We start from the raw sequence: 24375 nt of genomic DNA on the forward strand, positions 1-24375 counted from the left end.
CGGAGCCGGGGAGACAGATGCAGCCGGTGGCCGGCGTGTACGAGCAGCTGATTACCGAGGATGTGCGCAAGGCACTCGGACAGCTCGAGGCCGTGGGGTGGAAGGCGGTTGACGCGGAAGTCAGCGCCGAGTCGGCACCCCGTGTGCTTGCCCGTCACATCGGTGAGGTGGTGGCTCGCAGGCTCAATCAGCTTCCACCCGCCGAGCAGGTTCGGTTCGCCAACCAGATCCTGACGTCCCTGAGCGCAGGCACCTCCGCGCAGAGCGGTCCGGAGGCGATCAGCGCGGTCACAGAAGGCCCACGGCAATTGCTCGCCCTGGCCAGGCAGGAGGCACCCGGAGCGTACGCGATCCGGCCGCTCACCCCGCTCTCCGAGACATCGCTGCTCACGAACTCTCCGGAAGACCTCAGTCTCGGCTCCGAGCTGCGGGCCGAGCTGGCCACGGCCGACCGCATCGACCTGCTCTGCGCGTTCGTGAAGTGGTACGGCATCCGGGTTCTCGAGGACGCTCTGCGCGCCGCCAGGGAGCGAGGCGTGCCGATCCGGGTCATCACAACCACCTACATGGGTGCCACCGACCGCCACGCGCTCGACCGCCTGGTCCGCGACTTCGGTGCCACCGTCAAGGTGAACTACGAGATCCGTTCCACCCGCCTGCACGCCAAGGCGTGGCTGTTCCGCCGCGAAACGGGCTTCGACACGGCGTACGTCGGCAGCTCCAACCTCTCCAGGGCCGCGCTGCTCGACGGCCTGGAGTGGAACGTCCGCCTCTCCTCGATCGCGACACCCGCGGTGCTGGACAAGTTCGAGGCGACCTTCGACGCGTACTGGAACGACACGGCCTTCGAGACGTACGACCCCGACCTGCACGGTGAGCGTCTGGACGGGGCACTGGCCCAGGCCGGCGGCAGCACTTCGTCCTCCGACCTGAAGATCAACCTCTCCGGCCTAGAGGTACGGCCCTTCCCGCATCAGCGGGACATGCTGGAGCGGCTCACCGTCGAACGGGAGATTCAGGGGCGGCACCGGAACCTGCTGGTCGCGGCGACCGGCACCGGCAAGACCGTGATGGCGGCTCTGGACTACCGGGGACTTTGCCGGGCGTCGAAGGGCGGACGGCCGAGGCTGCTGTTCGTGGCACACCGCAAGGAGATTCTCCGGCAGTCGCTGCGCACCTACCGAGAGGTCCTGGACGACGCCTCGTTCGGCGAACTGCTGCACGCCGGCACGGAACCCCACGCCTGGGAGCACGTGTTCGCCAGCGTCCAGTCGCTCAACGTCTCAAGGCTTGAGCAACTGGCACCCGAGCACTTCGACGTCATCGTCATCGACGAGTTCCACCACGCAACCGCCGCCACGTACCGCCGGGTCATCGACCACTTCACTCCGCGCGAGCTGCTGGGCCTCACCGCGACGCCCGAGCGGATGGACGGGCGAAACGTCCAGGACGAGTTCTTCGACGGCCGGATCGCCGCCGAAATGCGGTTGTGGGAGGCCCTGGAGAACGACCTGCTCTGCCCCTTCCACTACTTCGGCATCCCGGACGGTACGGATCTGACGAACCTCGGCTGGCAGAAGGGTGCGTACGCCGACCAGGAACTCGGCAACCTCTACACGGGCAACCATGCCCGTGCCCGGATCGTGGTGAAGCAGGTCCGGGACAAGGTCTCCAACCCCGGTGCCATGAGAGCACTGGGTTTCTGTGTCACCAAGGCGCACGCCCACTTCATGGCGGACTTCCTCCGCCAGGCCGGGTTCGAGGCCGTGGCGCTCGACAGCGACTCCCCGGCCGCGGTGCGCGACCGAGCCCTCTCCGAGCTGCGCGAGGGGAAGCTTCAGGTGATCTTCTCGGTCGACCTGTTCAACGAGGGGCTGGACATCCCCGACGTGGACACTCTGCTCCTCCTCCGCCCCACCAACAGCGCCACCGTCTTCCTCCAGCAGTTGGGGCGAGGCCTGCGGCGCACCGAGACGAAGCCCGTACTGACCGTCCTCGACTTCATCGGGCAACACCGCGCCGAGTTCCGCTTCGAGGAGCAGTTCCGGGCCCTGACGAACCTTTCGCGGAACCGGCTCGTCGAGCACATAAAGCACGACTTCCCGCAGCTCCCGTCCGGCTGCCAGATCATCCTCGAGGGCAAGTCCAAGGATCTCGTGCTGGACAACATCCGGACGCAGCTGGGCGCCACCGTGAGGACGCTGGCGAGCGAGGTCAAGGCGTACAACACCTCCCGCCTCGCGGACTACCTTCGCGAGAGCCGCCGGGAGATCAAGGAGCTCTACAAGAGCGACAACTCCTGGACGACCGTCCTTCGGCGGGCCGGCATGATCGAGCAGCCCCCCGCCCCGGGTGAGGAAGCGCTACTCAAGCGGGTCCACGCGTTCCTCCACGTCGACGACCCGGAACGCGCCGCCGCCTACCTCCGGCTCCTCGAAGAGGGCGCTCCGTCGTACGACGAACTGCTTCCGGAGGACCAGTCGTACGCACGCATGCTCTTCTTCAACCTCTGGGACAACGCGGGCGGGTTCACCAGCTACCAGGAGGGTCTCGAGTCCCTGCGTGCGCAGCGGGTGCTCCGTGACGAACTGCGGCAGGTGCTGTCACACGTCATGGAGCAGGCGGACCACCTCCCGATCCGGCTGTCCGGCAGCTTCAGCCACGTTCCGCTGAGGGTCCACAGCGCGTACAACCGTTCCGAGATCCTCGCCGCCCTCGGAGTGGCCCGCTTCGGCGGGCAGATGCCGCGAACCTTCGCACAGGGTGTGCAGTGGGTAGAGGAGCTGCGGACGGACGCGCTGCTGATCACGCTGGAGAAGAACGAGAAGGACTTCTCACCCACGGTCCGCTACAAGGACTACGCGCTGAGCCCGACGCTCTTCCACTGGGAGTCCCAGAACTCGACGGCTGAGGACTCCCCAACCGGCCTGCGGTACCGGCAGCACAAGCAGCGCGGAAGCCACGTCCTGCTGTTCATGCGCCGCTACAAGAGCACGGACATAGGCAAGTCCCAGCCCTGGATGCTCCTCGGCCCGGCCACCTTCGAGGATCACACAGGCAGCAAGCCGATGGCGATCACCTGGCGCCTGGAGCACCGACTTCCGGCGGACGTCTGGAGCTATTCGGCGATCGCCACCGGATAGCACCGTTTCGGGCAACGCTGACAGGCCACGAGGCCCTGCGGCGGCCCGGCCTCACTCCTCCTCCGGTGACGTCGACTCCGAAGGCTGCTTGGTCTGCCCAGGGGCGCTCGGGCTGGCGTGGGACGGGTGGGTTGTGTTGCCGGGGTGGTGGGCGGAGGGGCTTTGGGGGGCGGGGGCGGTGCTGCTGGTGTCGGGGGATGTGTCGGGCGTCGCGGCCGTCCGGGAGGGCGAGGGCAGGGTCCTGGAGGCGGGCTGGGCGTGGGAGGCGGCCGGGGTGGGCGGGCCGGACGTCCCGGGGGTGGGCCGGGCGGGTGTTGAGCCGACCGGCCGGGAGGCGGGCCGGGGAGCGGCCGGCGGGGCCGTGCTGGGCTTGCCGCCCGGTATCGCCGTGCCGGCCTTGCCGTCCTTGCCGGACGCCGGGTGGTCGGGGGCCGTTGCGGTGGAGGTCGCGTCGGCTCGGTCGTTGCCGGTACCGCCTGCGCCCGGGGACACGGAGAAGGCCGTGCCCAGGGTCACCGAGAGGGCGGCCAGGGCCGTGCCCACCGCCAGGCGGCGGCTGTGCCGGCGGCCGTCGGCAGCCCTGGCGGGTTGCCGTCCGGTGGCCGCGGCCGCGGGTGCGTCCGCGCGGCCGGGGCGTGCCGCTGCCGCCGTCCTCAGTTCTTCCGTGCGGGCCGGGCGGGTCGCCGCCCCGCCCGTCGCGTGGGCCGCGGAGGGTGCCGTGAGCGGCAGCGGGCGCGGGGCGCTGTGCGCGCTCAGGGCCGCGAGGGTCTGCGCGCACTGTTCGGCGTCGGGGCGTGCCCCGGGGTCCTTGGCGGTCATGGTGCGCAGCAGGGCCGCAAGTTCAGGGGAGAGCCAGGCGGGGAGTTCGGGAGCGCGCAGGAGGCGGGCGACCGCGGCCTCCAGGGGGGTGCCCGGGTACTCCAGCTCTCCTTTCAGGCACTCCAGCAGGACCAGGCCGAGCGCGTAGACGTCGGCGGCCGGTCCGACGCATCCGCCCTCTACCTGCTCGGGAGCCAGGTAGGCGGCGGTGCCGGTCAGCACGTCGGGTGCCGTCTGGCGGGTGGCGTCCGCGAGGAGCGCGATGCCGAAGTCGGCCAGGTGGGGTTCGCCGGCCGAGTCCAGCAGGACGTTGGACGGCTTGACGTCGCGGTGCACGATGTCGGCCCGGTGGACGTGGGCGAGCGCCCGGGCGAGGCCTGCGCCCAGCGCCGCCACGCGTCCCTCGGGCAGGGGGCCGCTCTCCAGGACGCTGTGCAGCGTGGGGCCTTCGACCAGTTGCATGACCAGGTACGTACGGCCGTCCTGGCGGCCGGAGTCGTAGACCGTGACCAGTCCGGGGTGCTGGAGGCGGGCCAGGAGGACGGCCTCGGCGGTGAGACGTTCCTCGGTCTGCGGGCCCGGGCCCGGCCGGAACACCTTGACGGCCACGGGTCGTCCGAGGCGCGTGTCGACGGCCTCGTAGACGTCGGCCATGCCGCCCGACCCGATTCTCTCGCCCAACCGGTAGCGTCCGGTCAGGACGTGAGTGGACCCCGGTTCCGCTGTGACCGGCGCGGGGGTCGGCTGGACTGCCGTTCGGCTGGCCTTCATCTAAGTCTCCGTTGCTGTCACCTCATGCCGGACTCGGCCATAGGCCGTACTTCGAGGCGGGTACCCGAGCACGTGTCAGGTATCCGGACGAAGTCGCGGGTTCGGGGGGCGGCGTGGCGGTGGCCGGGGTCCGCCGGGCGGCCGGGGCGTGAAGTGCGCCCAGCGGCCGGGCGGTCGAACGGCCCTGGACCGCCGCTAGGCTCTGGGTGGATCCTGTGACGAAGAGCCGATACGGGGGGTTCCGCGATGAGCGCGACCGTCACCGCCGTCAGCAGCAACGGCGAGTACTCCTTCACCAAGCCCAACCGGGAGCGGATCACCCTGCTCGCCGGCCTCGGGGTCGAAGGGGACGTGCACGCCGGGGTGACGGTGAAGCACCGGTCGCGCGTCGCCCAGGACCCGACGCGGCCGAATCTCAGGCAGGTGCACCTCATCCACGAGGAGCTGTTCGAGGAGGTCGGGGCGAGCGGGTTCCGGGTGGCGGCCGGGGAACTGGGCGAGAACATCACCACCCGGGGGATCGACCTGCTGGGACTGCCCACCGGGGCGCTGCTGCGGATCGGTGACGAGGCCGTCGTGGAGGTGACCGGACTGCGCAATCCGTGCCTCCAGATCGACGGCTTCCAGCGGGGGCTGCTGAAGCAGGTCGTCGGGCGCGACGCGGACGGGCGCGTCCGGTACCGCGCCGGGGTCATGGGTGTGGTGAAGGTGGGCGGCGTCGTGCGCGCCGGGGACGCCATCTCCGTGGAGCTGCCCGACGGGCCGCACCGGGCGCTCGAGCGGGTCTGACCGCCCGGCGGCGCGGGCGGCTCTGCTGCCGTCCGCCGGGCTAGGGCGTCGGGCCGACGTGGTTCGCGTCCGGCCGACTCAGTTCGCGTCCGGTCGACTCTGTCGGCGTGCAGCCGCTTGGTCGGCGTCCGGCCGTCCGCACGTCTGACCGCCCAGTCCGGCTGCCCGGCCGTCGCGTCGGTCCGGCTGCTCGGCCGTCGCGTCGGTGCCGGGCGCCGCCGTCGGCGGTCGTCGGATGGACGACAGCGGTGGTGGTGCGGCGCCCGGAGGCGGGAGGGAGGCCGGGAAGCAGGCGGAGGGATCCCAGGGTCTTTTCGTCCGGATCCGGCGTGGTCCGGACGAGAGGCCCTAAGCCGTGGCGGCGAGGTCCGCGCGGCCGAACAGCAGGGCGTAGCCCGGGGGGAGCTGGCTCAGGACCCGGGTCGTCAGGGGCTCGCCCACGGTGTCCGCCAGGACGCCGAGGACCGAGGTGACGTCCCAGCGGGCCGTGGCCGGGGTGGCGTCCTCGTCGAGGTGGTCCGCCACGGCCTCGACGAACTCGCGTGCGGACAACGGGGTGTTCGCGGGGATCTGGGAGGCGACCAGGGCGCCCGCCTGCCTGGGCAGGGCCTGGGCGAGGGCGACCCGCTCCTCACCGGTCACATGACCGCCCAGGGCGGTGAGGACGGTACGGGTGACTCGCTCGGCCTCGGCCTTCGTCGGGTAACGACCGGCCTCGCGCACCGCCTCGGTGAGTTCCTCCCAGCGCGCGTCGTCGGCGCCGGACTCCGGGGCGAGCGGACGCAATGACGGAACCGCGGCGGGAGCGGGGGCGGGGATGGTCGTTCTCGGCTGCGGGGTCGTCACGGTCATCGTGCTGGATCCTCCTCGGGAACACTTCGGGACACCGAAAGCCCGGTACCCCCTGACGCGGCGTGCATGGGCTGCAATTCGGCCAAAGTGCGGCAAGTGGTGGCATGCGGTCCGTGCTGCCCGCGCTGCCGGTGCGGTCGGTGGGGTCCGTGCCGCCGGTGCGCTGCGGGCAGCTCATGCGCGCCCTGACGCCTGTTCCGCGCACCGATCTGGCTGCGGCTACGCGGCGGGGTCGTCCCCGTACCAGACCCGGGGGTACTCGACCCGGTCCGACCTCTGCGGCTGGTTCTCCTCGACGTCCAGATCCACGACCCGGCCGTCCCCATAGGTCCGGATCTCGTGGCCGGTGACCGGGTCGTGCCGGTCCACGTAGGACTCGGCGGCCTGGAGGGCGTGCAGGTTCTCGTGCCCGACCCCGGCAGCCTTCCGGATCTCAGCGGCCTGGTCCTCGGTCATCGTGCCGTCGCCCGGGATCGACTCGCCCCGGACCACCGCCCAGTCCAGCGGGGTCCGGCCTTCCCGGTAGAAGAACCGCCCGGCCACCTGCCCGCCGTACATCTCCGCCCGCAGCTCTTCCACGCTCGGGCCGCCTGTCGACCTCGGCCCCTGCACGGCCTCGCTGAAATCACGATTGCTCACCTTCGTTCTCCTCCTGCTCAATGATTCGGCGCGCCTCTTCGCTGTCGAATGGCACGCCGTGCTGCGCCTCGAATCCGTCGCGGACCGCGCGCATGTTGTCGAAGGAACTCGGCCAACGAGCCCTTAGCCTCTTCCAACTCTTCTTGGTCGGAAACCTCGGGGGTCATGCGCTAGGCGGACTGGGTAAGGTCACTGATCGACTTGGCGGCGAAAGCGTAATCTCGGTGCGTGCGGGCGGTACGCAGGAGCATTCGGGCCACTGCGATGTCTTCGTGCAGGCCGAGGGCGATTCCAGCTTGACCTTCCTTCAGCTCAGCGATCCTCGTCCTCAACGCCTTCATCGCGGGTTCGATCCTCGACCCGTCGAAGTAAATGCCATTCGCCTCGGCGACTCGCCAAGCACGAGAGGTGACCGCCGGCTGACGTCGAGGCCGCTAACCCGGCACCCGGCCGTCCAGCACTCCGGCCAGCACTGCCGGGCATATATCGTCCCGGCCTCCCGTGGGGTCTCCGGCGGCCTCTCGTGCCCGCCCGGGGCGTCTCCGCACCCGCCCGCACGAGGCTCCCGGAGACGCCCGCCACGGCGCATCCCCTTCAACACGGTGCATTTCGGGTAGAGTTGCCAGTAGCAGGGGGCCAGCGGCCCCACAGGGTTACATCGCGAGCTTGAGTCCGACGTCTCAGGTCAGCGGCCGCACGGCGGCTGCGCGTCGCAATATGTGCCAGCACAAAAGGGAGAACGGCTACCCGGCGGCTCTGGCCAGGCCATCCCCAATGAGCCCCAGACGTCGGTGGGCCTCAGCTAGACCACACGTGTGTCACGTGGCGGTCGGGCTGAGGTCTGACACCCGGTCCGAGCGCCATGGGAAAGGCAATCGGACCGTTGAATCTCCCTCTCGGTGTAAAGGTGCTGATCGTCGTGATCTGCGCGCTCCTCTCCGCCCTCCTTGGCATCCTGGCGGGCTATCTGAGCCACAAGCCAGGAGCACGCCACCGTGACGCTGTTCTCTTCGGGGGCGGGGCGTTCATCGGCGTCATGACACTGTCCCTCGCAGTGCTGGGCGCGCTCGGTGTGCTGTCAGGGGGAGCCGCCTGAACGCGCGGAGGCCCCGGAGAGCCATGCTGCTCTCCGGGGCCTCGCCGTCAGGCGGCGGGGGTTAGCCGGAACAGCCGAGGCACCCCGGGTCCGAACAGGACGCCGTGCGGGTTGTCCACGGTCTCGATCCAGAACGGGCCGAGGTTGGCCGCCAAGAAGGTTCGAAGTTCGGCCATCAGGTCATCGTCCCAACTGCCGTCCGCAGGCGGCTCGTAGTCACCCAGTCGTACGACCCGCTGCCACCTGTCGCCGACGTACGCCTCAATGTGTAAGAGCTGCATGGCCAACAAACTCCCACACTCGGCGTCACGCCGGAGGCTCCTTCAGACAGCCGGAGCCCCTGCATACAGCCTCGTTCATGCCTACGCTCACGATGTGACGATCACACCTGTTGCTCTCGCCCTGATCAGTACCGGTGCCGGGATCGCGGGAACCGTCATCGGAGCGGTGGCCACCATCGCATCCGCCCGCCTCACCGAGCGGGCGACCCGTGACCGCGAGAGCGCCTTCAAGGTCTGGGAGCGTCGAGCCGACGCCATCGAGGAAGCGCACCGGAAGATGCTTGCCCACGGCAAGACGCGCGACACTGCCTGGTCCCAACGGCAGGTGCCGACCGGCTTCAGCCCGGAAAGTCTCGACCCGGGTCACCAGGACGACCAGTTCCGGCTGGTCGTCACCAAGCTGACGCTCTACACGACGCCGGACCTTGTGCAGGCGTACAGCAAGTCGAATAACGCGTTCTGGAACTCGCTGCGCCACCTCATGCGGTTGGAGTTTGCACTTTCAGATACCGGCCCGGAGAGCGACAGGCCGAGGAGGCAGCGCAACATCAACGCAGCAGTGGCCGCCGTCACCAAAACCGTTGAGGAGTCCAAGGCCGCCGACGAGCGCCTTGAAGTGGCGCTCCGTGAAGCGGCCACGCTTGCCGCTCCACGGTCCCGCCGACGTTAGCCGGCCTACTTCGAGTCGCTGACGAACGTGCCGAGGCCCAGCTCGGTGCGCACCTCGCCGGTCCCCCGCAGGTGCGCCAGCGCCTTCTGTGCCGTCGACGCGGCGATGCCGAACTCGGCGCTCAGCTCGACGATCCCCGGCACCCGACTGCCGGGCGGATAGGTCCCGTCGGCGATCCGTTTGCTGATGATCTCGGCCACCTGCCGCCACACCGGGCGGGATCGATCAAGGTCACTCACGTCGCGAACGTATGACCACGCAGTCACCCGCGCTACCGCGGTTTTATGCGATAACGCGAGATCGCGATACCCTGATACCGCGATACCTACTGGTCAGAGCGATGAGGGGGCCCTGATGGCCGGGTTAAGCATTCGGGTGTACAGGATCGACGGCGTCACCGGGGAAACCGAGGAGGTCAGCGCACGGGAGTGGTCGGTGGACACCATCCCGAACCTGCCGCTCATCGACACACGGTGGCCCCTGTGCGAGTGCCACCGCTGCCGGGATAACAACTTCCGCAACCCGAGCCGGCCAACGCGCCTCTGACGCGACGCGCCACCGGTCCCGGACCAATTCGGCCTATCCGGGACCGACTTACTCCCCAACGACCTACGTATCTGCGCTAAAATGGAGATGTCAGGGACCGGGATGGTCCCTGCAGGGGGACGTTCAGCGTGATGCTGGCCGTCTGCCCGCGCACTCGTAGGTTTGCGGGACCATGACACGGTCCGGCGCACGCCAAGCCGCAGCGAGAAGACGTGGGACTGTTCCACCTTGCTCCAACGGGCTGACGCTTGTCGGCCTGCCCGAGAACATTTGCGCGTTCGTGCGTCAGCGCGGGTGTCTCGGTCCGAACCGAAGGGTTCGGATCGAGGCTGCCTGCGCACCCGATCCGACCCATGACAGGGAAGGTAAGGATCGGTGGACGGCGCGGCCATCATCATCATTCTCGCCATCGCTGGCGTGGCCTCTGTGCTGCTCTTCGCCACGAAGGGGTTGTTGGACCAACTCCCGGACGTGATCAAGTCCGCCGGGAACGTGCGCGACGAATGGCACCGCTTCAAGCGGCCCGAACTGCCGCCTCCAGCGGACGATGAGGAGCCGCCCATGGCCGCATAGGGTGCCGGTTCCGCCACCACCTCGCCACCCCCGCTGTGGATTGCGCAGCGGGGGTGGTGTCGTTCCTGCAGCTCAACACCCAATGCGCCTACACCGGGGCCTTATTGGCGATTGGTGCGCTATGCTCGTGGACGTGCCCTGAGTGGAGCTGCGAACTCTCTTCGGGCACCGAAGCAAGATCGCTTTTGCCGTTCTTGGCGTGTGTCCGCACTAGCCCTGCGAGACCAGTCAGTGGGCGGGCCGCTGAGCGGATGGTTCTAGTCGAGAATCAGCTGCTCATCCGATGTCGGTCAGCCGTAGCGGTATGGGGTCTGGGCTTACCTGTTGCGTTATGATCTTTAGTTTACCGATCTACGGTGGGGCCTAGGTCCTGCCGACTGAGATCCCGGCGATACGTCGGACGCAGGGCTTCTCAGTTCGAGCCACGTATTTGTGGCCGAGCTGAGGACTGCCCTGCGCATGAGCCCCCGCTCGGTCACCCGAATCGGAAGGTACCGAGAACGTTGGACGGGGCAATGATGATCGCGATCATGGCCGTAGCTGGTGTGGCCTCCATGTTCCTCTTCTCCATGAAGGGGCTACTGGACCAGCTCCCGGACGTCATCGACTCCGCTGGGAAAGTGCGCGACGCCGTCGATCGGTTCAGGAACAAGGGCGGTAGGACGCCAGAGGTCGACGAGCAGCCGCTTCCGCTTCCGGAGGCGGAGAACGTCGAGGAACCGGATTGCCTGGAGGACGCCGAGCGGCAGCCTCCCGCCGCCGCGTAGCCCATCCCGGCCTCCCGTGGGGTCTCGGAGCGCACGGGACCCCGTCCCCGGGACGGTGCCCGGCGGGCACACGAGAGGCCACGGGAGATACCGCCCGTGGCCTCGTGCTCTACGACCCGGTGACGTTATGCGGCGATGGCCAGCCGGAACCGGATCGGAGCCAGAGCGGTGCGCCCGGAAACAGGTGTGCTGCGGCTGGTGTGGGACGTCCGCCCCGGGCGCGGCGGGCCGGTGGGCGGACGGGCACGGGTGAACGGCTGCGCCCCGGGCCCCCGTTCGGGGCCACGGGGCGCTTGGGATGCGGCCGGGGTTCCGGTCAGCCGGTGATCTGCTTGCGGTCGCTGTCGCCGCCACTGATCTGGATGCGGCGCGGCTTGGCCTGCTCGGCCACCGGGATGCGCAGGGTCAGGACGCCGGCCTCGTACGAGGCGTCGATGCGCTCGGTGTCGAGGGTTTCGCCGAGGAACAGCTGACGGGTGAAGGTGCCGGCCGGGCGCTCGGCGACGATCATCTCGGCGTCCTGCGGTGCGGGGCTGCGGCGCTCGGCGCGGACGTTGAGGACGTTGCGCTCGACGTCCAGCTCGATCGTCTCGGGGTCGATCCCGGGAAGGTCGAAGTGGACCAGGAAGTCGTCACCGGAGCGGTAGGCGTCCATGGGCATGGCCGACGGGCGGCCGGCAGTGGCGGGGGCGCCGAAGACCTGCTGCGCGAGTCGGTCGAATTCACGGAACGGGTCCGTACGCATGAGCATCACGGCTCACTCCTCTCATCAGGTACCGGGGTGCGATGCCCTACGTCTTCTTATATAGCCCGGAGCCGTAAAGTTGACAAGCCTCGACTCAGCTTGTCGGAGCCGAGCGGGCGCGCGCTAGCCTCGGACCAGGTAGTGAACGCAGACGAATCACATCAAGACGTGACGACGTACGACTACATGGAGGCAGCTCATGGCCAGAGTTCCCAGCGCGGTGGTCGCGGCGACCGGGCTCGTCGGCGGATACGGCGTCGCCCGCTGGACCGGGAAGCGGCAGCTCGGCGGGGCCGTCCTGGCCGCCGCCGGGGCTACCGCCGCGCAGCAGTGGCGCAGGCAGGCGGGCGGGAAGGCCGCCGGCGCGCTGACCGCCGGGTACGTCGCCGCGTTCGCCGGGTCGCACCCGCTGGCCAAGAAGGTCGGCGCCTGGCCGTCCGTCCTCGGCGTCGCGGGCGTCGTCGCCCTGGCCTCCTGGGCCGTCGCCGACCGACGCGGCTGAGCCGACGACCCGGGTGAGCGGGACCGACCGGGTCGGCCGGGACCGGCCGATGCCGGGCCGGGACCGACCGGGCGGGCCGGACCACGGCCCGGAGAGAACCGGGCGGCACTGACGGAGTCAGGTGGCACTTGAGGGAGCCGGGCGGCGGAATCCTGGCCCGTCACGGCGTCACCGGCCACGCGGCCTCCGGCACCGCCCCCGGCGCCTCCCCCGCCCCCGCCCCCGCGCCCGAGCCGGATCCCGTCGGCCGGAACGAGCGCCGGTACGCCTGCGGGCTGGTCCCCACCACCCGGCGGAAGCGTTCCCGGAAGGCGGTCGGGGAGCCGAAGCCGGCCTGCACGGCGATCCGCTCCACCGGGTACGGGGTCGTCTCCAGCAGATACTGCGCCCGCCGCACCCGCGCCCGGTGCAGCCACTGCAGCGGTGTCGTACCGGTCTGCTCGCGGAAGCGGCGGTTGAGGGTGCGGCTGCTCATGCGGGCCCGCGCGGCGATCTCGTCCAGGGTGAGATCGCGGTCGCAGTTGTCCTCCAGCCAGCTCAGCAGCGGCTCCAGGGTCGCGCCGGCCGGCGCCGGGGGCAGGTCGTGCACGATGAACTGGGCCTGCCCGCCCTCACGCTCCAGCGGCATCACGGACATCCGGGCCGCGTACGCGGCGACCGCCGAACCGTGGTCCCGGCGGATCATGTGCAGACACATGTCCAGGGCCGCGGCGGCGCCCGCCGAGGTCAGGAACTGGCCGTTGTCGACGTAGAGGACGTTCGGGTCGACGGTGATCCCCGGGTACCGCTCCGCCAGCTCCCGCGCCGCCCGCCAGTGGGTCGTGGCACGCAGCCCGTCCAGCAGCCCGGTGGCCGCGAGGACGAACGCGCCCACGCAGATCGACGCGACGCGCGTGCCGTTCGCCGCCGCCGCGCGCACCGCCTCCGTCACGCCCGGCGGGAGCGGCAGCGCCGGGTCGGCGACGCCCGGCAGGACGATCGTGTCCGCGTCCGCCAGCGCCTCCAGGCCGTACGGCGCGCGCACCGCGAAGACGCCTCCGCCCGCGCTCACCTCCCCCGCCCCCGACCCGGCCCCGGGCGAGCAGACCCGAACCCGGTAGGCGGCGCGGCCGTCGGGCAGGCGGGCCCAGCCGAAGGTGTCGATAGGGACGGAGAGGTCGAACGGGATCACCTGGTCCAGCGCCAGGACGGCCACGGTGTGCATGGCGGGAAAGTAGCCGTACGCCGGGTTGCCGCCAACTCGCGGAGCCGGGTCCCGTCGCCCTTGTACCCGTCGGGAGCGTACGGCGAGAATCCGTTGGGTACTGGCAATCCGGCCACTGCCGGGTGATCGCCGGGGCCGCCTAGCCTCCTGCCGTGACCAAGTTCCTCCTCGCCGTCCACGTCATCGCCGCGATCGTCGCCGTCGGTCCCGTCACCGTCGCCGCGAGCATGTTCCCGCCCGCCGCCCGCCGCGCCCTGACCGCACCGGAGGACGACCGGGCCGCCGAGACTCTGCGGCTGCTGCACCGGATCTGCCGGGTGTACGCCGTCGTCGGCGTCGTCGTCCCGGTCTTCGGGTTCGCCACCGCGAGCGGTATGCACGTGCTCGGCAGCGCCTGGCTGATCGTGTCCATCGCCCTCACGGCGCTGGCCGCCCTGGTGCTGGGCGCGCTGGTGCTGCCCGCCCAGAGCACGCTGGTGGAGAGCGGCGGCAGCCGCGGGAACACCGCACGGCTCGCCATGTTCACCGGCGTGTTCAACCTGCTGTGGGCGGCCGTGACGGTGCTGATGATCGTGCGGCCGGGTTCCACGACCGGCGCGTGAGGCCGGGCCCCGGCGCCACACGGCCGCGGCATCCGGCCCCCACACGCTCCGCCGCGGCCGAGCCCGCCCGCTACAGCTCCGCCTGGCCCGCGCCCTTCAGCGCGTTGAGGTCGAAGGCGTCGCCCATCTTGGCGAAGCCCAGGTCACTGGGGTGCAGATGGTCGCCGGAGTCGTACTCGGGGCGCAGTCGGCGCGCGTCGTACGGGTCCCGCAGGGCCTGGTCGAAGTCGACCACCGAGTCGTACACCCGGCCCGACCGGATCTCCGCGTTGACCTCTTGGCGCACCTCCTCGCGCACCGGCGTCCAGCCCCGGTGGCCGCGGAACGGCATGAGGGTCGCGCCGACCACCCGCAGTCCGCGGGCGTGCGCCTGGCGGACCAGGGTGCGCAGGCCGCCGGTGATCCGGTCGGGGTCGGCGAGGGCCGGATTGCGGATGATGTCGTTGATGCCGAGGTCGATGACGACGACCTTCACACCGGTCCGGGACAGGGCGTCCCGGCCGAACCGGCCGAGCCCGCTCTGGTTCTCCGCCGGACGGCCGAGACCGTCCGCCAGCACCTGGTTGCCGCTGATGCCCTCGTTGACGACGCCGTAGCGCGGCAGGGCCGCACCGCCCGCCACCGCCGTGTGCAGCCGGCCCGCGAGGACGTCCGTCCAGCGCCGGTTGGCGCCGACCGTGGACGTTATGCCGTCGGTGATCGAGTCGCCGAAGACGACCACCGTGCCCGTCGCCTCGTTGCTCAGCACGTCAAGGCCCGTCAGATAGCGCCAGTAAGGCGTCTGTTCGGTGTACGCGGTGCCCGTCGCGTCCTCCGTGCGGTCGCCCTGGGCGACGTACGACATCTGCTGCGCGTGCGGGTGGTAGGTGACCGGGCCCGACGGGCTCGGCGAGTACGTGGTGACCAGTACGTCCGAGCCGTGCGGGATCACCACCTGCACGGCGTCGCTGGACACCTGGCCGCCGGCCGGGATCACCACGCTCGTCACGCCGTTGAACGTCAGCCGGCGCATCGTCGCCGCGTCGGCCTCGGCGGTGTCGTGACCCGCCGCCACGGCCAGGGAGGCGTGCGTGATGGGCAGCGGGGACTGGCCGTAGAGGTTGGACAGCGTGATGCGGGCACTCGTCCCCGCGGTGCTCGCGTGCACGACGTTGCGCACCGAACGGCCGGCCAGCCCGGCGGTCTCGGTGCCCGGCTCGCCGCCCACGGGCGCCGTCGACCAGGCACCCACCCAGGTGCCGGTCGACGCGGGAGCGACGGAGGAGCCGTGACGCGGGCGACCGCCCGCGAAAGTGCTGGTGGAGGTGGTGTCGCCCGTGGCCACCGTGACGTAGATGGCTGCGCACACGGCCACGGCCAACGCGACCAGCGCACTCAATACGGCATAACCATGACGCTTGGTCATGCTTGCGTTGTTCTCCTCGGGAGATGGGAGCCCAAGGCTCCGATCTGGATGGACCCATGATGCGTCATGGGCCCGGGAGACCTGACAGGACCCCTGCCCGAACCCCCCTACAGACAGACGCCGGGAACTCCTGTTTCGTTCCGGTAGTCGGTCAGGAAGGGACAATTGTGCGCGGGATCACCGCACAGGCGGACTACGGGTGGAGCTGATGGAACGCACCGAGACACGAACAGCGGACCGGACGACGGCACAGCAGACCGCGTCGCACCGGACCATGACCGCCTTCACCCCCGCCGACGAGGAGCGGCGGCGCGGCGTACGGCAGATGAAACTCACCGCGACCGGACTGCTGCTGTTCGTCGCCCTCGTCTACGTGCTCGCCAGACTCGCCACGCACCAGGGCGCCGGACCCTGGGCGGGATACGTCGGCGCCGCCGCCGAGGCGGGCATGGTCGGCGCGCTCGCCGACTGGTTCGCCGTCACCGCCCTCTTCCGGCACCCCCTCGGGCTGCCCATCCCGCACACCGCGATCATCCCCACCAAGAAGGACCAGCTCGGCGTCTCCCTCGGCGAGTTCGTCGGCGAGAACTTCCTCTCCCAGGACGTCGTACGCCAGCGCCTGCGCGCCGTCGGCATCGGCAGCCGGCTCGGCGCCTGGCTCGCCGAACCCGAACACGCCGACCGGGTCACCGCCGAGCTCGCCACCGCGCTGCGCGGCGCCCTGACCGTCATGCGCGACCGGGACGTGCAGGCCGTCGTCACCGAAGCCGTCACCCGGCGGGCCGACGTCCAGGAGATCGCGCCCGGCCTCGGCAAGATGCTCGAACGGATCGTCGCCGACGGCGGCCACAAACGCGTCGTCGACCTCGTCGTCGCCCGCGCCCACGACTGGCTCGTACTGCACCGCGCCGACGTGATGACCGCCGTCGAGGGCGGAGCGCCCGGCTGGACCCCGCGCTTCGTCGACAAGAAGGTCGGCGAACGCGTCTACAAGGAACTGCTGCGCTTCGTCACCGAGATGCGCGACATGCCCTCCCACCCGGCCCGCGGCGCCCTCGACCGCTTCCTCACCGACTTCGCCTGCGACCTGCAGTCCGACACCGACACCCGCGCGCGCGTCGAACGCCTCAAGGCCGACATCCTCGGCCGCGGCGAGGTCCAGGACCTGATCGCCTCCGCCTGGACGGCCGTACGATCCATGATCGTCGCGGCCGCCGAGGACGAGCGCAGCGAGCTGCGGCTGCGGGTGCGCGCCGCCCTGCTCTCCCTCGGCACCCGGATGGCGAGCGAACCGAAGGTGCAGCAGAAGGTCGACGGCTGGGTGGAGGGCGCAGCCGTGCACGTCGTCACCACCTACCGCAAGGAGATCACCTCCCTGATCACCGACACCGTCGCCGGCTGGGACGCCGAGCACACCACCCGCAAGATCGAGGCCCACATCGGACGCGACCTGCAGTTCATCCGCATCAACGGCACCGTGGTCGGCTCACTGGCTGGCCTGCTCATCTACACCCTCACCCGCGCCGTGGGCGCCTGAGACCGGCCCCCGCGCCCGCTGGCGCCGATGGTCCTCCCCCGGGCCCGCGCCGGGCCTACTCCGGCGCCGCCCGGGAACCCGTATCCCGTCCTTCGACGTGGAGGGGAGCCCATGGACACAGCCGCAGCACCGGCACCGCAGAGCGGCCGGACCATCACCACGAACATCCCGGCCCGGCTCGACCGCCTGCCCTGGTCCCGGTGGCACTGGTCGATCGTCATCGGCCTGGGCACCGTATGGATCCTCGACGGCCTCGAGGTCACCGTCGTCGGCAACATCGCCAGCCGGCTGTCCGAACCGGGCAGCGGGCTGAGCATCAGCTCCGGGCAGATCACCGGCACCGCCGCCGCGCTCTACGTGGCCGGCGCCTGCGTCGGCGCACTCTTCTGGGGCCGGCTCACCGACCGCTTCGGCCGCAAGAAGCTCTTCATGATCACCCTCGGGGTGTACCTCGCGGCCACCGCCCTGACCGCGGTGTCCACCGAGGCCTGGTGGTTCTTCCTCTTCCGGTTCCTCACCGGCTTCGGCATTGGCGGCGAGTACGCGGCCATCAACAGCGCCATCGACGAACTCATCCCCGCGAAGCACCGCGGCCGCGTCGACCTCATCATCAACGGCAGCTTCTGGCTCGGCGCCGTCGGCGGCTCCCTGCTCTCCATCCTCGCCCTCAACACCGACCTGCTCCCCGCCGACATCGGCTGGCGCCTCACCTTCGCCCTCGGCGCCGTCCTCGCGCTGGTCATCCTCCTCGTCCGCCGGCACGTCCCCGAGAGCCCGCGCTGGCTGCTCATCCACGGCCGCGACGGGGAGGCGGAGGACATCGTCACCGGCATCGAACGCCAGGTGCAGGACGAGAAGGGCGAACCCCTCGCCGAGCCCGAGGGCGAACTCGAGATCCACCAGCGCAAGAACGTCACCTTCATCGAAATCGCCCGCACCGTCCTCGGCCGGTACCGCAAGCGCGCCGTCCTCGGCTTCTCCCTCTTCATCGGCCAGGCCTTCCTCTACAACGCCATCACCTTCGGCTTCGGCGCCATCCTGACCAAGTTCTTCGACGTGCCGGCCGACCACACCGGCTACTACTTCGCCGTCATCGCCATCGGCAACTTCTGCGGCCCGCTGCTGCTCGGCCACCTCTTCGACAGCGTCGGCCGCCGGGTGATGATCTCCTCGACGTACCTGCTGTCCGGCCTGCTGCTGTTCGGCACCGCCTGGCTCTTCGACCGCGGCTCCCTCAGCGCCGGCACCCTCACCGCCTGCTGGTGCGCCGTGCTCTTCTTCGCCTCCGCCGGCGCCTCCAGCGCCTACCTGACCGTCTCCGAGATCTTCCCGATGGAGACCCGGGCGATGTCCATCGCCTTCTTCTACGCCATCGGCACCGCCGCCGGCGGCATCAGCGGCCCGCTGCTCTTCGCGGACCTCACCAGCACCGGCAAGGTCGGCGACACCGTCCTGGCCTTCCAGATCGGCGCGGGCCTGATGTGCGCCGCCGGCCTCGTCGCCGCGTTCCTCGCGGTGAACGCCGAACGCCGGTCCCTCGAGGACATCGCCCGCCCGCTGACCGCCGCCGCGAGCAAGGCCAAGGCGGCGGCCCGCCCGGCCCGCGGCTCCCAGGGCCCCTCGGCCCCACCGGCGGCCGGCACGCCCTGACGGCGGCCGGCAGGCCCGGACAGCTGCCCGCAGGCCCAGACGGCGGCCCGGCGCTCACGCCGGGTCAGCGCCCGCGAAAGTACGAGGCCCCCGAGGTCCGGCACCCGTACAGCCGGTCCCCGGGGGCTTCGTCCGTCAAGGGATACTGGCCCCCATGACCCGCCTGATCCTCGCCACCCGAAACACCGGAAAGATCACCGAACTGAGGGCGATCCTCGCCGAAGCAGGCCTCCCCCACGAGCTGATCGGCGCCGACGCCTACCCCGACATCCCCGACGTCCGGGAGACCGGCGTCACCTTCGCCGAGAACGCCCTGCTCAAGGCCCACGCCCTCGCCCAGGCAACCGGCATCCCCGCCGTCGCCGACGACTCCGGCCTCTGCGTCGACGTGCTGAACGGCGCCCCCGGCATCTTCTCCGCCCGCTGGGCGGGCGCCCACGGCGACGACAAGGCCAACCTGGACCTGCTGCTGGCCCAGATCTCCGACATCGCGGAGGAGCACCGCGGCGCCCACTTCGCCTGCGCGGCGGCGCTGGCCCTCCCGGACGGCACGGAACGCGTGGTCGAGGGCCAGCTCAGGGGCACCCTGCGGCACACCCCGGCGGGCACGAACGGCTTCGGCTACGACCCGATCCTGCAGCCGGACGGCGAAAGCCGCACCTGCGCGGAACTGAGCCCCGACGAGAAGAACGCCATCAGCCACCGCGGCAAGGCGTTCCGGGCACTGGTGCCGGTGGTGCGGGAGCTGCTGGGCTGAGACGCCAAACACCCCCCACCTTGGCTTCGCAGGTGGGGGGTGGTGCGGCCGGTGGGATTCGAACCCACACGGGTGTTGACCCACTGGGACCTAAACCCAGCATGACTGCCAGTTCCATCACGGCCGCCTGAAGCGCGGCCTACTCTACTGTGCCGCCCCGCGCACCGTCCGCCCCACGGCGGCAACTGCCCACCGCAGCACGGCGCGGGGTCCGGGCCTCAGATGCCGAGATCCTTGATGATCTTGGCGACGTGGCCGGTGGCGCGGACGTTGTAGAGGGCTCGTTCGACCTTGCCCTCCTCGTCGACGACGACCGTGGAGCGGATGACGCCCATGTAGGTCTTGCCGTAGTTCTTCTTCTCGCCGTAGGCGCCGTAGGCCTCGGTGGTCTTCTTGTCCGGGTCGGCGAGCAGCGTGATCTTCAGCGACTCCTTCTCGCGGAACCTGGCCAGCTTCTCCGGCTGGTCCGGGGAGATGCCGATGACGTCGTAGCCGGCGTCGGCCAGGAGGGAGAGGTTGTCGGTGAAGTCGCAGGCCTGCTTGGTGCAGCCGGGGGTCAGCGCCGCGGGGTAGAAGTAGACGATGACCTTGCGGCCCTTGTGGTCCGACAGGGACACCTGGTTGCCGTCGGCGTCGGGGAGGGTGAAGGCGGGGGCCACCTCGCCGGGCTGGAGTCGCTCGCTCATCGGTCCAGCGTAACGGGGGGCGTTGCGATGCGGCCTTACTGGGAACTGACAGACTGTCCAGGACAGCATCAGCAGACTTCGGAGGCCGTACGGTGGCGGACACGTCGGACACCAGAACCCCGGCAGAGATCGAGGCGGACATCAGGCGCCGCCGCGAAGTGCTGGCCGAGACGCTCGACGAGATCGGGGTGCGGGTGCATCCGAAGACGATCGTCGGGGATGCCAAGGCCAAGGTGGCCGCCAACATCGACCACACGGTCGGACGTGCGTACGTGCAGGTCAACCGGGTGGTGAGTGATGTCAGGGCGCAGTTCGTGGACGAGCGGGGCGCACCCCGTCTGGAGCGGGTGGTGCCGGTGGCGCTGGTCGCGGTGGGGCTGGTCGGCCTGCTCGCGCTGGGTGTCCGGCGGCGCGGCCGCTGAGCGGCTCGGCGACCCGGGCTCGTACGGGCGTGCCGAAGGCAGGTAGGTTCGGAGCGTGAGCGCCAACAGAAACGTGCAGAGCACCCCCCATCACGACAAGCTGCCCATTCGGATGCTGCATGACCGGGTGCTGGTCAAGCAGGAGACGGGTGAGGGTGAGCGGCGGTCGGGCGGCGGCATCCTGATTCCCGCGACGGCGGCGGTCGGGCGTCGGCTGGCCTGGGCCGAGGTGGTCGCGGTGGGTCAGAACGTGCGGACCGTGGAGCCGGGTGACCGGGTGCTGTTCGACCCGGAGGACCGGGCCGAGGTCGAGGTGCGGGGCGTGGCGTACGTGCTGATGCGGGAGCGGGATCTGCACGCCGTGGCCGCGGACCGGTTCGAGGGCTCGGAGGATTCCACGGGCCTGTACCTCTGAGGTTCAGTACCTCTGAGGTTCAGTACCTCTGGGGTTCAGGGCAGCCGGATCCGGCTGGTCGTGGGTGTGGGAGAGGGCTGGTGACCATGGTCACCAGCCCTCTCGTCGTGGCTTTGCTATGTTCGAAGGAGCCCGACGAGACGCGCCGTACCGGGATACAGGCAAAGACGACGCACCAGTGATGGGTTCGTCTGCCGGAGGTGTGTCGTCGTGGCGTGGGTTCTGTTGATTGTCGCCGGTCTGCTCGAGGTGGCCTGGTCGGTGGGGATGAAGTACACCGACGGATTCACCAGGCTCGTGCCGAGTGTGCTGACGGGTGCCGGGATCGTGGCCAGCATGGTGCTGCTGTCGTACGCAGCCAAGTCGCTGCCGATCGGTACGGCCTACGGCGTGTGGGTCGGGATCGGGGCGGCCGGGGCGGCGGTGCTCGGCATGGTGGTGCTGGGTGAGCCGGTCACCGCCGCCCGTGTCTTCTTCGTGTGCCTGCTGCTGGTCGCCGTGGTGGGGCTGAAGGCGACCAGCGGTCACTGACAGGCGGTCCTAGGGCTGGCCCCCGGTGGCCCCGGTGTCGGTGCCGCCGCCCGTGTCGAGGCCGCCGGTGTTGCCGCCGGGTGTGCCGCCACCGCCGGTGTCCGTTCCCCCGCCCGTGGTCGGGCTTCCGTTCGTGCCCCCGCCCGTGGTGGTTCCGCCGCCGTCGGTGGTGTTTCCGCCGGTGGTGGTGCCGCCGTCGGTGGCGGGGGTTCCGGTGCCGCCGCCGGTGGTGCCGGGGGTGCCGGTGGTTCCGCCGTCGGTGCTGGGGGTGGAGGTGCCGTCGGTGGGCGTGCCGGTGATGCCGCCGTCGTCCTGGCCGCCGGTGCCGGGGTCGGCGGAGGGGTCGACGGGGGCCTCGGTCCGGTCGGCGCCCGGCTGGAGCTGGAGGTCGAAGTCGCTGACCGGCTTCCCCTTCAGCGCGTCGCGGGTGTACTGGGCCCAGATGGCGGTGGGCGGGCCGCCGCCGTTCATGCGGGGCTGGCCCAGGGCGTAGTACAGCGACTTGTGGGCCGCGGTGACCGGGTCCTGGCCCATGACGGAGACCACGGTGGCGAGGTCCGGGGTGTAGCCGGCGAACCAGGCGGCGGTGTCCTCCTCGGCGGTGCCGGTCTTGCCCGCCGCGGGGCGGCCGGCGGCCTGGGCGGCGACGGCGGTGCCGTTGTCGACGACGCTCTGCAGGATCGAGGTGGTGGTGTCGGCGGCCTCGCGGGTGACGGCCTGCCTGGTCTGCCGCTGGGGCAGCTCGATGTCCTGGACGCCGTCCTTGGTGACCTTCTCGACCAGGGTGTAGGTGGCGTGCTTGCCGTGGTTGGCGAGCGTGGCGTAGGCCTCCGCCATGTCGAGGACGCTGGCGGTGGCGGTGCCGAGGGCGATGGACGGGTACGGCTGCAGGTCCTTGGTGCCTTCGGGGATGCCGAGGTCGACGGCGGTCTGCTTGACCTTGGCGGGGCCCACGTCGACGGCCATCTGGGCGTAGACGGCGTTGACCGAGAGGTCGGTGGCCTTGCGGACGGGGATGTCGCCGTACGACTTCTCGTCCTCGTTGGCGGGGTTGTAGCCGCCGCCGGTCCAGCCCTGCACGGGGCGCCTGCTGGTGCCGTCGTAGATGGTGTTCGGGGTGATGGGCCGGCCGTCCTGGGTGGTGGAGCTGTTCTGGACGGCCGAGGTGAACACGAAGGGCTTGAAGGTGGAGCCGACCTGGAAGTCACCCCGGGTGGCGCCGTTGGTGTACTGCTTCACGTAGTCGATGCCGCCGTACATGGCGACGATCTTGCCGGTCTTGGGGTCGACGGAGGCGCCGCCGGCGCGGACGTAGTTGTCGGCCTTGCGGTTCTTCTTGTCGAGCTTGGAGATGAGCTGGTCGTCGACGGCCTTGACGAAGGCGTTCTGCCGGTTCTTCTGGATGGTGGTGGTGATGCGGTAGCCACCGGCCTCGAGCTGGTCGGAGGTGACGATGTCGTTGCTGATCAGGTACTGCCTGACGGCGTCGACGAGGTAGCCGCGCTGGCCGGACAGGCCGTTGGGGCGGGTCTGCTCCCTGGGGGTGGGGAACTTCAGGCCCGCGCGTTCGCCCTTGCCGAGCCAGCCCTCCTTGACCATGCCGTCCAGGACGTAGTTCCAGCGGGCGACGGCGGCGGACTTGTTCTCGGGGTGCGCGACGACGTCGTACTCGCTGGGGGCGTTGACGAGGGCGGCGAGGTAGGCGGCGCGGGCCGGGTCGAGGTCCGCCGCGTCCTTGCCGTAGTAGGCCTGGGCCGCGGCCTGGATGCCGTAGGCGCTGCGGCCGAAGTAGCTGGTGTTGAGGTAGCCCTCGAGGATCTCGTCCTTGGACTTCTCGCGGTCCAGCTTCATCGAGATGAAGAATTCCTTGGCCTTGCGGGTGACGGTCTGTTCCTGGCCGAGGTAGTAGTTCTTCACGTACTGCTGGGTGATCGTGGAGCCGGACTGCTTGCCCTTGCCCAGGGCCGTGTTCCAGCCGGCGCGGAGCATGGCCTTGGGGTCGACGGCGGACTCGGAGTAGAAGTCCCGGTCCTCGGCGGCGAGTACGGCGTGCTGGGCGGCCTTGGAGACCTGGGCGAGGCTGACGTTCTCGCGGTTGACCTTGCTGTCGCGGGTGTCGCGGGCGAGCTGGGAGCCGTCGGCGTAGAGGTAGACGTTGCTCTGCTTGGTGGCGAGGGCGTTGGCGGACGGGATCTGCACGAGCGAGTAGCCGAGGAAGAACAGGCCGATGATCAGCATGACGCCGATCACGAACGTGCTGAGCAGCATGCGCCAGGTGGGGAAGAGGCGGCGCCATCCGGTCCGCTTGGGGCGCTTGGGCTTCTTGCCCTTGCCGCCTCCGCCTGCGTCTCCGGAGCCGCCGCCGGTGCCGCCGCTGTCCGCGTGGGCGGTGGTGGCGGGTTCGGTGGCGGTGGTGTCGGTGACGGTGCTCCTGGCGGCGGCCGCCGCGGCGGTGGCGCCGGCGGCCGCGGCCGCGGCCGGTCCGGCCTTCGCCGCGCCGCCACTGGCCATCGCGGCCCGGGCGCCCCTGGCCGCGCCGCTTGCAGCGGCAGCCTGACCTCCCCCGGCGGCGCCGCCGGCCATGGCGGCGCGGGGGCCCTTGCCGGGGCCACCGGGGGTGCCGGGCCGGGCCGCGTCGCGCGCACCGGCCTGCGCGGTGCCGCCGGCCGCGCCGGCGCCGGGGTTCTTCCTGGCGCCGGCGGCCTGGGCGCCCGCCGCGGTGGTGCCGGTGCCCGGCTTCACCGGCTCCGGCGTGGTGGGGGCCTTGACCTTGCGGAGGACCTGGGTCGTCTCGGGCGCCTGGGCGTCCGCGGGGCCCTGCGGGCCGCCGGACGGCTTGCCGCCGTCGGCCTCGCGGGCGGCGTCGACGCGTCGGAGCACCTGGGTGCTCTCGGCCGCTTCGGACTCCTGGGCCCCGGACTGCTTCGGGCCCTTGGACCCGGCGGACGGCGACTGCGCGGCCTGGCCGGGCAC

Annotated in this window: 24 protein-coding genes, 1 tRNA gene and 1 riboswitch; of the genes, 14 read left to right on the forward strand and 11 right to left on the reverse strand. The window is 70.7% G+C overall.

All coding sequences use genetic code 11. The annotated features are described in order from the left end of the window. The first annotated feature begins 17 nt into the window (after positions 1-17). A complete protein-coding gene (locus ACFQ9Z_RS25135; RefSeq protein ID WP_383022799.1) occupies positions 18-3143 on the forward strand; it encodes a DUF3427 domain-containing protein in 3126 nt (1041 codons plus the stop codon). Between the two features lie 51 nt (positions 3144-3194). Here ACFQ9Z_RS25135 and ACFQ9Z_RS25140 read toward each other — a convergent pair whose 3' ends face one another. Next, positions 3195-4616 carry a protein kinase gene (locus ACFQ9Z_RS25140; protein ID WP_383022802.1) on the reverse strand — a complete coding sequence of 474 codons (1422 nt, stop codon included), beginning with the start codon at positions 4614-4616 and terminating at the stop codon, positions 3195-3197. 363 nt (positions 4617-4979) lie between these two features. Between ACFQ9Z_RS25140 and ACFQ9Z_RS25145 the strand changes: the two genes are divergently transcribed. Then, positions 4980-5522 carry an MOSC domain-containing protein gene (locus ACFQ9Z_RS25145; RefSeq protein WP_383022805.1) on the forward strand — a complete coding sequence of 181 codons (543 nt, stop codon included), beginning with the start codon at positions 4980-4982 and terminating at the stop codon, positions 5520-5522. 348 nt (positions 5523-5870) lie between these two features. Here ACFQ9Z_RS25145 and ACFQ9Z_RS25150 read toward each other — a convergent pair whose 3' ends face one another. Both ACFQ9Z_RS25150 and ACFQ9Z_RS25155 read right to left on the reverse strand, forming a co-directional pair. Then, positions 5871-6374 carry a DUF2267 domain-containing protein gene (locus tag ACFQ9Z_RS25150; RefSeq protein WP_383022808.1) on the reverse strand — a complete coding sequence of 168 codons (504 nt, stop codon included), beginning with the start codon at positions 6372-6374 and terminating at the stop codon, positions 5871-5873. Between the two features lie 219 nt (positions 6375-6593). Beyond that, the gene (locus ACFQ9Z_RS25155) at positions 6594-7013 is read right to left on the reverse strand and encodes a hypothetical protein (RefSeq protein WP_383022810.1); all 420 of its coding nucleotides are present in this window, start codon (positions 7011-7013) and stop codon (positions 6594-6596) included. A gap of 907 nt (positions 7014-7920) precedes the next feature. Between ACFQ9Z_RS25155 and ACFQ9Z_RS25160 the strand changes: the two genes are divergently transcribed. Next, on the forward strand, positions 7921-8109 hold the full coding sequence (locus tag ACFQ9Z_RS25160) for a hypothetical protein (protein ID WP_383022812.1): 189 nt from the start codon (positions 7921-7923) through the stop codon (positions 8107-8109). Between the two features lie 47 nt (positions 8110-8156). Here ACFQ9Z_RS25160 and ACFQ9Z_RS25165 read toward each other — a convergent pair whose 3' ends face one another. After that, positions 8157-8390 (reverse strand): hypothetical protein, encoded by a 234-nt coding sequence (locus ACFQ9Z_RS25165; RefSeq protein ID WP_383022814.1) that lies wholly within the window; start codon positions 8388-8390, stop codon positions 8157-8159. 94 nt (positions 8391-8484) lie between these two features. Between ACFQ9Z_RS25165 and ACFQ9Z_RS25170 the strand changes: the two genes are divergently transcribed. Continuing rightward, entirely contained in the window at positions 8485-9060 is a 576-nt protein-coding gene (locus ACFQ9Z_RS25170) for a hypothetical protein (RefSeq protein ID WP_383022816.1), read from the forward strand. Positions 9061-9065: 5 nt separating this feature from the next. On the opposite strand, the gene ACFQ9Z_RS25175 is transcribed toward ACFQ9Z_RS25170, so the two are convergent. Beyond that, the gene (locus ACFQ9Z_RS25175; RefSeq protein ID WP_383022819.1) at positions 9066-9299 is read right to left on the reverse strand and encodes a GntR family transcriptional regulator; all 234 of its coding nucleotides are present in this window, start codon (positions 9297-9299) and stop codon (positions 9066-9068) included. A gap of 682 nt (positions 9300-9981) precedes the next feature. Between ACFQ9Z_RS25175 and ACFQ9Z_RS25180 the strand changes: the two genes are divergently transcribed. Both ACFQ9Z_RS25180 and ACFQ9Z_RS25185 read left to right on the forward strand, forming a co-directional pair. Continuing rightward, positions 9982-10179 carry a hypothetical protein gene (locus ACFQ9Z_RS25180; RefSeq protein ID WP_383022822.1) on the forward strand — a complete coding sequence of 66 codons (198 nt, stop codon included), beginning with the start codon at positions 9982-9984 and terminating at the stop codon, positions 10177-10179. Positions 10180-10694: 515 nt separating this feature from the next. Beyond that, positions 10695-10946, forward strand: a complete 252-nt coding sequence (locus tag ACFQ9Z_RS25185) for a hypothetical protein (RefSeq protein WP_383022825.1) — start codon at positions 10695-10697, stop codon at positions 10944-10946. A gap of 316 nt (positions 10947-11262) precedes the next feature. On the opposite strand, the gene ACFQ9Z_RS25190 is transcribed toward ACFQ9Z_RS25185, so the two are convergent. Next, positions 11263-11697 (reverse strand): Hsp20/alpha crystallin family protein, encoded by a 435-nt coding sequence (locus ACFQ9Z_RS25190; RefSeq protein ID WP_383022827.1) that lies wholly within the window; start codon positions 11695-11697, stop codon positions 11263-11265. A gap of 193 nt (positions 11698-11890) precedes the next feature. Here ACFQ9Z_RS25190 and ACFQ9Z_RS25195 point away from each other — a divergent pair, with 193 nt between their 5' ends. Further along, complete coding sequence (locus tag ACFQ9Z_RS25195) at positions 11891-12193, forward strand: hypothetical protein (RefSeq protein WP_383022829.1); 303 nt, start codon at positions 11891-11893, stop codon at positions 12191-12193. A 160-nt stretch (positions 12194-12353) separates the two neighbouring features. Here the strand turns inward: ACFQ9Z_RS25195 and ACFQ9Z_RS25200 are convergent, their stop codons facing one another. Continuing rightward, the gene (locus ACFQ9Z_RS25200) at positions 12354-13397 is read right to left on the reverse strand and encodes a GlxA family transcriptional regulator (RefSeq protein WP_383022832.1); all 1044 of its coding nucleotides are present in this window, start codon (positions 13395-13397) and stop codon (positions 12354-12356) included. Positions 13398-13549: 152 nt separating this feature from the next. On the opposite strand from ACFQ9Z_RS25200, the gene ACFQ9Z_RS25205 reads away from it, so the two are divergent. Continuing rightward, positions 13550-13999 (forward strand): hypothetical protein, encoded by a 450-nt coding sequence (locus tag ACFQ9Z_RS25205; RefSeq protein ID WP_383022833.1) that lies wholly within the window; start codon positions 13550-13552, stop codon positions 13997-13999. A 70-nt stretch (positions 14000-14069) separates the two neighbouring features. Here the strand turns inward: ACFQ9Z_RS25205 and ACFQ9Z_RS25210 are convergent, their stop codons facing one another. Further along, positions 14070-15404, reverse strand: a complete 1335-nt coding sequence (locus ACFQ9Z_RS25210) for an SGNH/GDSL hydrolase family protein (RefSeq protein WP_383022836.1) — start codon at positions 15402-15404, stop codon at positions 14070-14072. A gap of 208 nt (positions 15405-15612) precedes the next feature. Between ACFQ9Z_RS25210 and ACFQ9Z_RS25215 the strand changes: the two genes are divergently transcribed. The 3 genes from ACFQ9Z_RS25215 (at position 15613) to rdgB (ending at position 19348) form a co-directional block, all read left to right on the forward strand. Then, positions 15613-16941, forward strand: a complete 1329-nt coding sequence (locus tag ACFQ9Z_RS25215) for a DUF445 domain-containing protein (RefSeq protein ID WP_383022838.1) — start codon at positions 15613-15615, stop codon at positions 16939-16941. A gap of 111 nt (positions 16942-17052) precedes the next feature. Continuing rightward, the gene (locus tag ACFQ9Z_RS25220) at positions 17053-18591 is read left to right on the forward strand and encodes an MFS transporter (protein WP_383022841.1); all 1539 of its coding nucleotides are present in this window, start codon (positions 17053-17055) and stop codon (positions 18589-18591) included. Positions 18592-18745: 154 nt separating this feature from the next. Further along, positions 18746-19348 (forward strand): RdgB/HAM1 family non-canonical purine NTP pyrophosphatase, encoded by a 603-nt coding sequence (rdgB, locus tag ACFQ9Z_RS25225; protein WP_383022843.1) that lies wholly within the window; start codon positions 18746-18748, stop codon positions 19346-19348. Between the two features lie 40 nt (positions 19349-19388). Here rdgB and ACFQ9Z_RS25230 read toward each other — a convergent pair. Beyond that, positions 19389-19475: transfer RNA gene (locus ACFQ9Z_RS25230), tRNA-Leu, on the reverse strand. 91 nt (positions 19476-19566) lie between these two features. Continuing rightward, entirely contained in the window at positions 19567-20034 is a 468-nt protein-coding gene (gene bcp / locus ACFQ9Z_RS25235) for a thioredoxin-dependent thiol peroxidase (protein WP_383022846.1), read from the reverse strand. Positions 20035-20126: 92 nt separating this feature from the next. Between bcp and ACFQ9Z_RS25240 the strand changes: the two genes are divergently transcribed. The 3 genes from ACFQ9Z_RS25240 to sugE all read left to right on the forward strand — a co-directional run bounded on the left by ACFQ9Z_RS25240 (position 20127) and on the right by sugE (position 21402). Next, entirely contained in the window at positions 20127-20456 is a 330-nt protein-coding gene (locus ACFQ9Z_RS25240; protein WP_383022848.1) for a DUF3618 domain-containing protein, read from the forward strand. Between the two features lie 112 nt (positions 20457-20568). Then, positions 20569-20871, forward strand: coding sequence for a co-chaperone GroES (locus tag ACFQ9Z_RS25245; protein ID WP_143638545.1), 303 nt, complete (start codon positions 20569-20571; stop codon positions 20869-20871). Positions 20872-20977: 106 nt separating this feature from the next. Continuing rightward, positions 20978-21048: riboswitch (guanidine-III (ykkC-III) riboswitch) on the forward strand. Positions 21049-21081: 33 nt separating this feature from the next. Beyond that, a complete protein-coding gene (gene sugE / locus ACFQ9Z_RS25250; protein WP_143638477.1) occupies positions 21082-21402 on the forward strand; it encodes a quaternary ammonium compound efflux SMR transporter SugE in 321 nt (106 codons plus the stop codon). A gap of 9 nt (positions 21403-21411) precedes the next feature. Here sugE and ACFQ9Z_RS25255 read toward each other — a convergent pair whose 3' ends face one another. After that, the gene (locus ACFQ9Z_RS25255) at positions 21412-24282 is read right to left on the reverse strand and encodes a transglycosylase domain-containing protein (RefSeq protein ID WP_383023083.1); all 2871 of its coding nucleotides are present in this window, start codon (positions 24280-24282) and stop codon (positions 21412-21414) included. Positions 24283-24375: the final 93 nt, after the last annotated feature.

It is taken from the genome of Streptomyces sp. NPDC056580, assembly GCF_042793175.1.
In the GTDB taxonomy this organism is placed as follows: domain Bacteria; phylum Actinomycetota; class Actinomycetes; order Streptomycetales; family Streptomycetaceae; genus Streptomyces.

What these genes read in the sequence shown, in the direction of transcription:
- ACFQ9Z_RS25135 (WP_383022799.1), top strand. Translation starts at nt 18, where the DNA reads ATGCAGCCGGTGGCCGGCGTGTACGAGCAGCTGATTACCGAGGATGTG.
- ACFQ9Z_RS25140 (WP_383022802.1), bottom strand. Translation starts at nt 4,616, where the DNA reads ATGGCCGACGTCTACGAGGCCGTCGACACGCGCCTCGGACGACCCGTG.
- ACFQ9Z_RS25145 (WP_383022805.1), top strand. Translation starts at nt 4,980, where the DNA reads ATGAGCGCGACCGTCACCGCCGTCAGCAGCAACGGCGAGTACTCCTTC.
- ACFQ9Z_RS25150 (WP_383022808.1), bottom strand. Translation starts at nt 6,374, where the DNA reads ATGACCGTGACGACCCCGCAGCCGAGAACGACCATCCCCGCCCCCGCT.
- ACFQ9Z_RS25165 (WP_383022814.1), bottom strand. Translation starts at nt 8,390, where the DNA reads ATGCAGCTCTTACACATTGAGGCGTACGTCGGCGACAGGTGGCAGCGG.
- ACFQ9Z_RS25185 (WP_383022825.1), top strand. Translation starts at nt 10,695, where the DNA reads ATGATGATCGCGATCATGGCCGTAGCTGGTGTGGCCTCCATGTTCCTC.
- ACFQ9Z_RS25190 (WP_383022827.1), bottom strand. Translation starts at nt 11,697, where the DNA reads ATGCTCATGCGTACGGACCCGTTCCGTGAATTCGACCGACTCGCGCAG.
- ACFQ9Z_RS25195 (WP_383022829.1), top strand. Translation starts at nt 11,891, where the DNA reads ATGGCCAGAGTTCCCAGCGCGGTGGTCGCGGCGACCGGGCTCGTCGGC.
- ACFQ9Z_RS25200 (WP_383022832.1), bottom strand. Translation starts at nt 13,397, where the DNA reads ATGCACACCGTGGCCGTCCTGGCGCTGGACCAGGTGATCCCGTTCGAC.
- ACFQ9Z_RS25210 (WP_383022836.1), bottom strand. Translation starts at nt 15,404, where the DNA reads ATGACCAAGCGTCATGGTTATGCCGTATTGAGTGCGCTGGTCGCGTTG.
- ACFQ9Z_RS25215 (WP_383022838.1), top strand. Translation starts at nt 15,613, where the DNA reads ATGGAACGCACCGAGACACGAACAGCGGACCGGACGACGGCACAGCAG.
- ACFQ9Z_RS25220 (WP_383022841.1), top strand. Translation starts at nt 17,053, where the DNA reads ATGGACACAGCCGCAGCACCGGCACCGCAGAGCGGCCGGACCATCACC.
- rdgB (WP_383022843.1), top strand. Translation starts at nt 18,746, where the DNA reads ATGACCCGCCTGATCCTCGCCACCCGAAACACCGGAAAGATCACCGAA.
- bcp (WP_383022846.1), bottom strand. Translation starts at nt 20,034, where the DNA reads ATGAGCGAGCGACTCCAGCCCGGCGAGGTGGCCCCCGCCTTCACCCTC.
- ACFQ9Z_RS25245 (WP_143638545.1), top strand. Translation starts at nt 20,569, where the DNA reads ATGCTGCATGACCGGGTGCTGGTCAAGCAGGAGACGGGTGAGGGTGAG.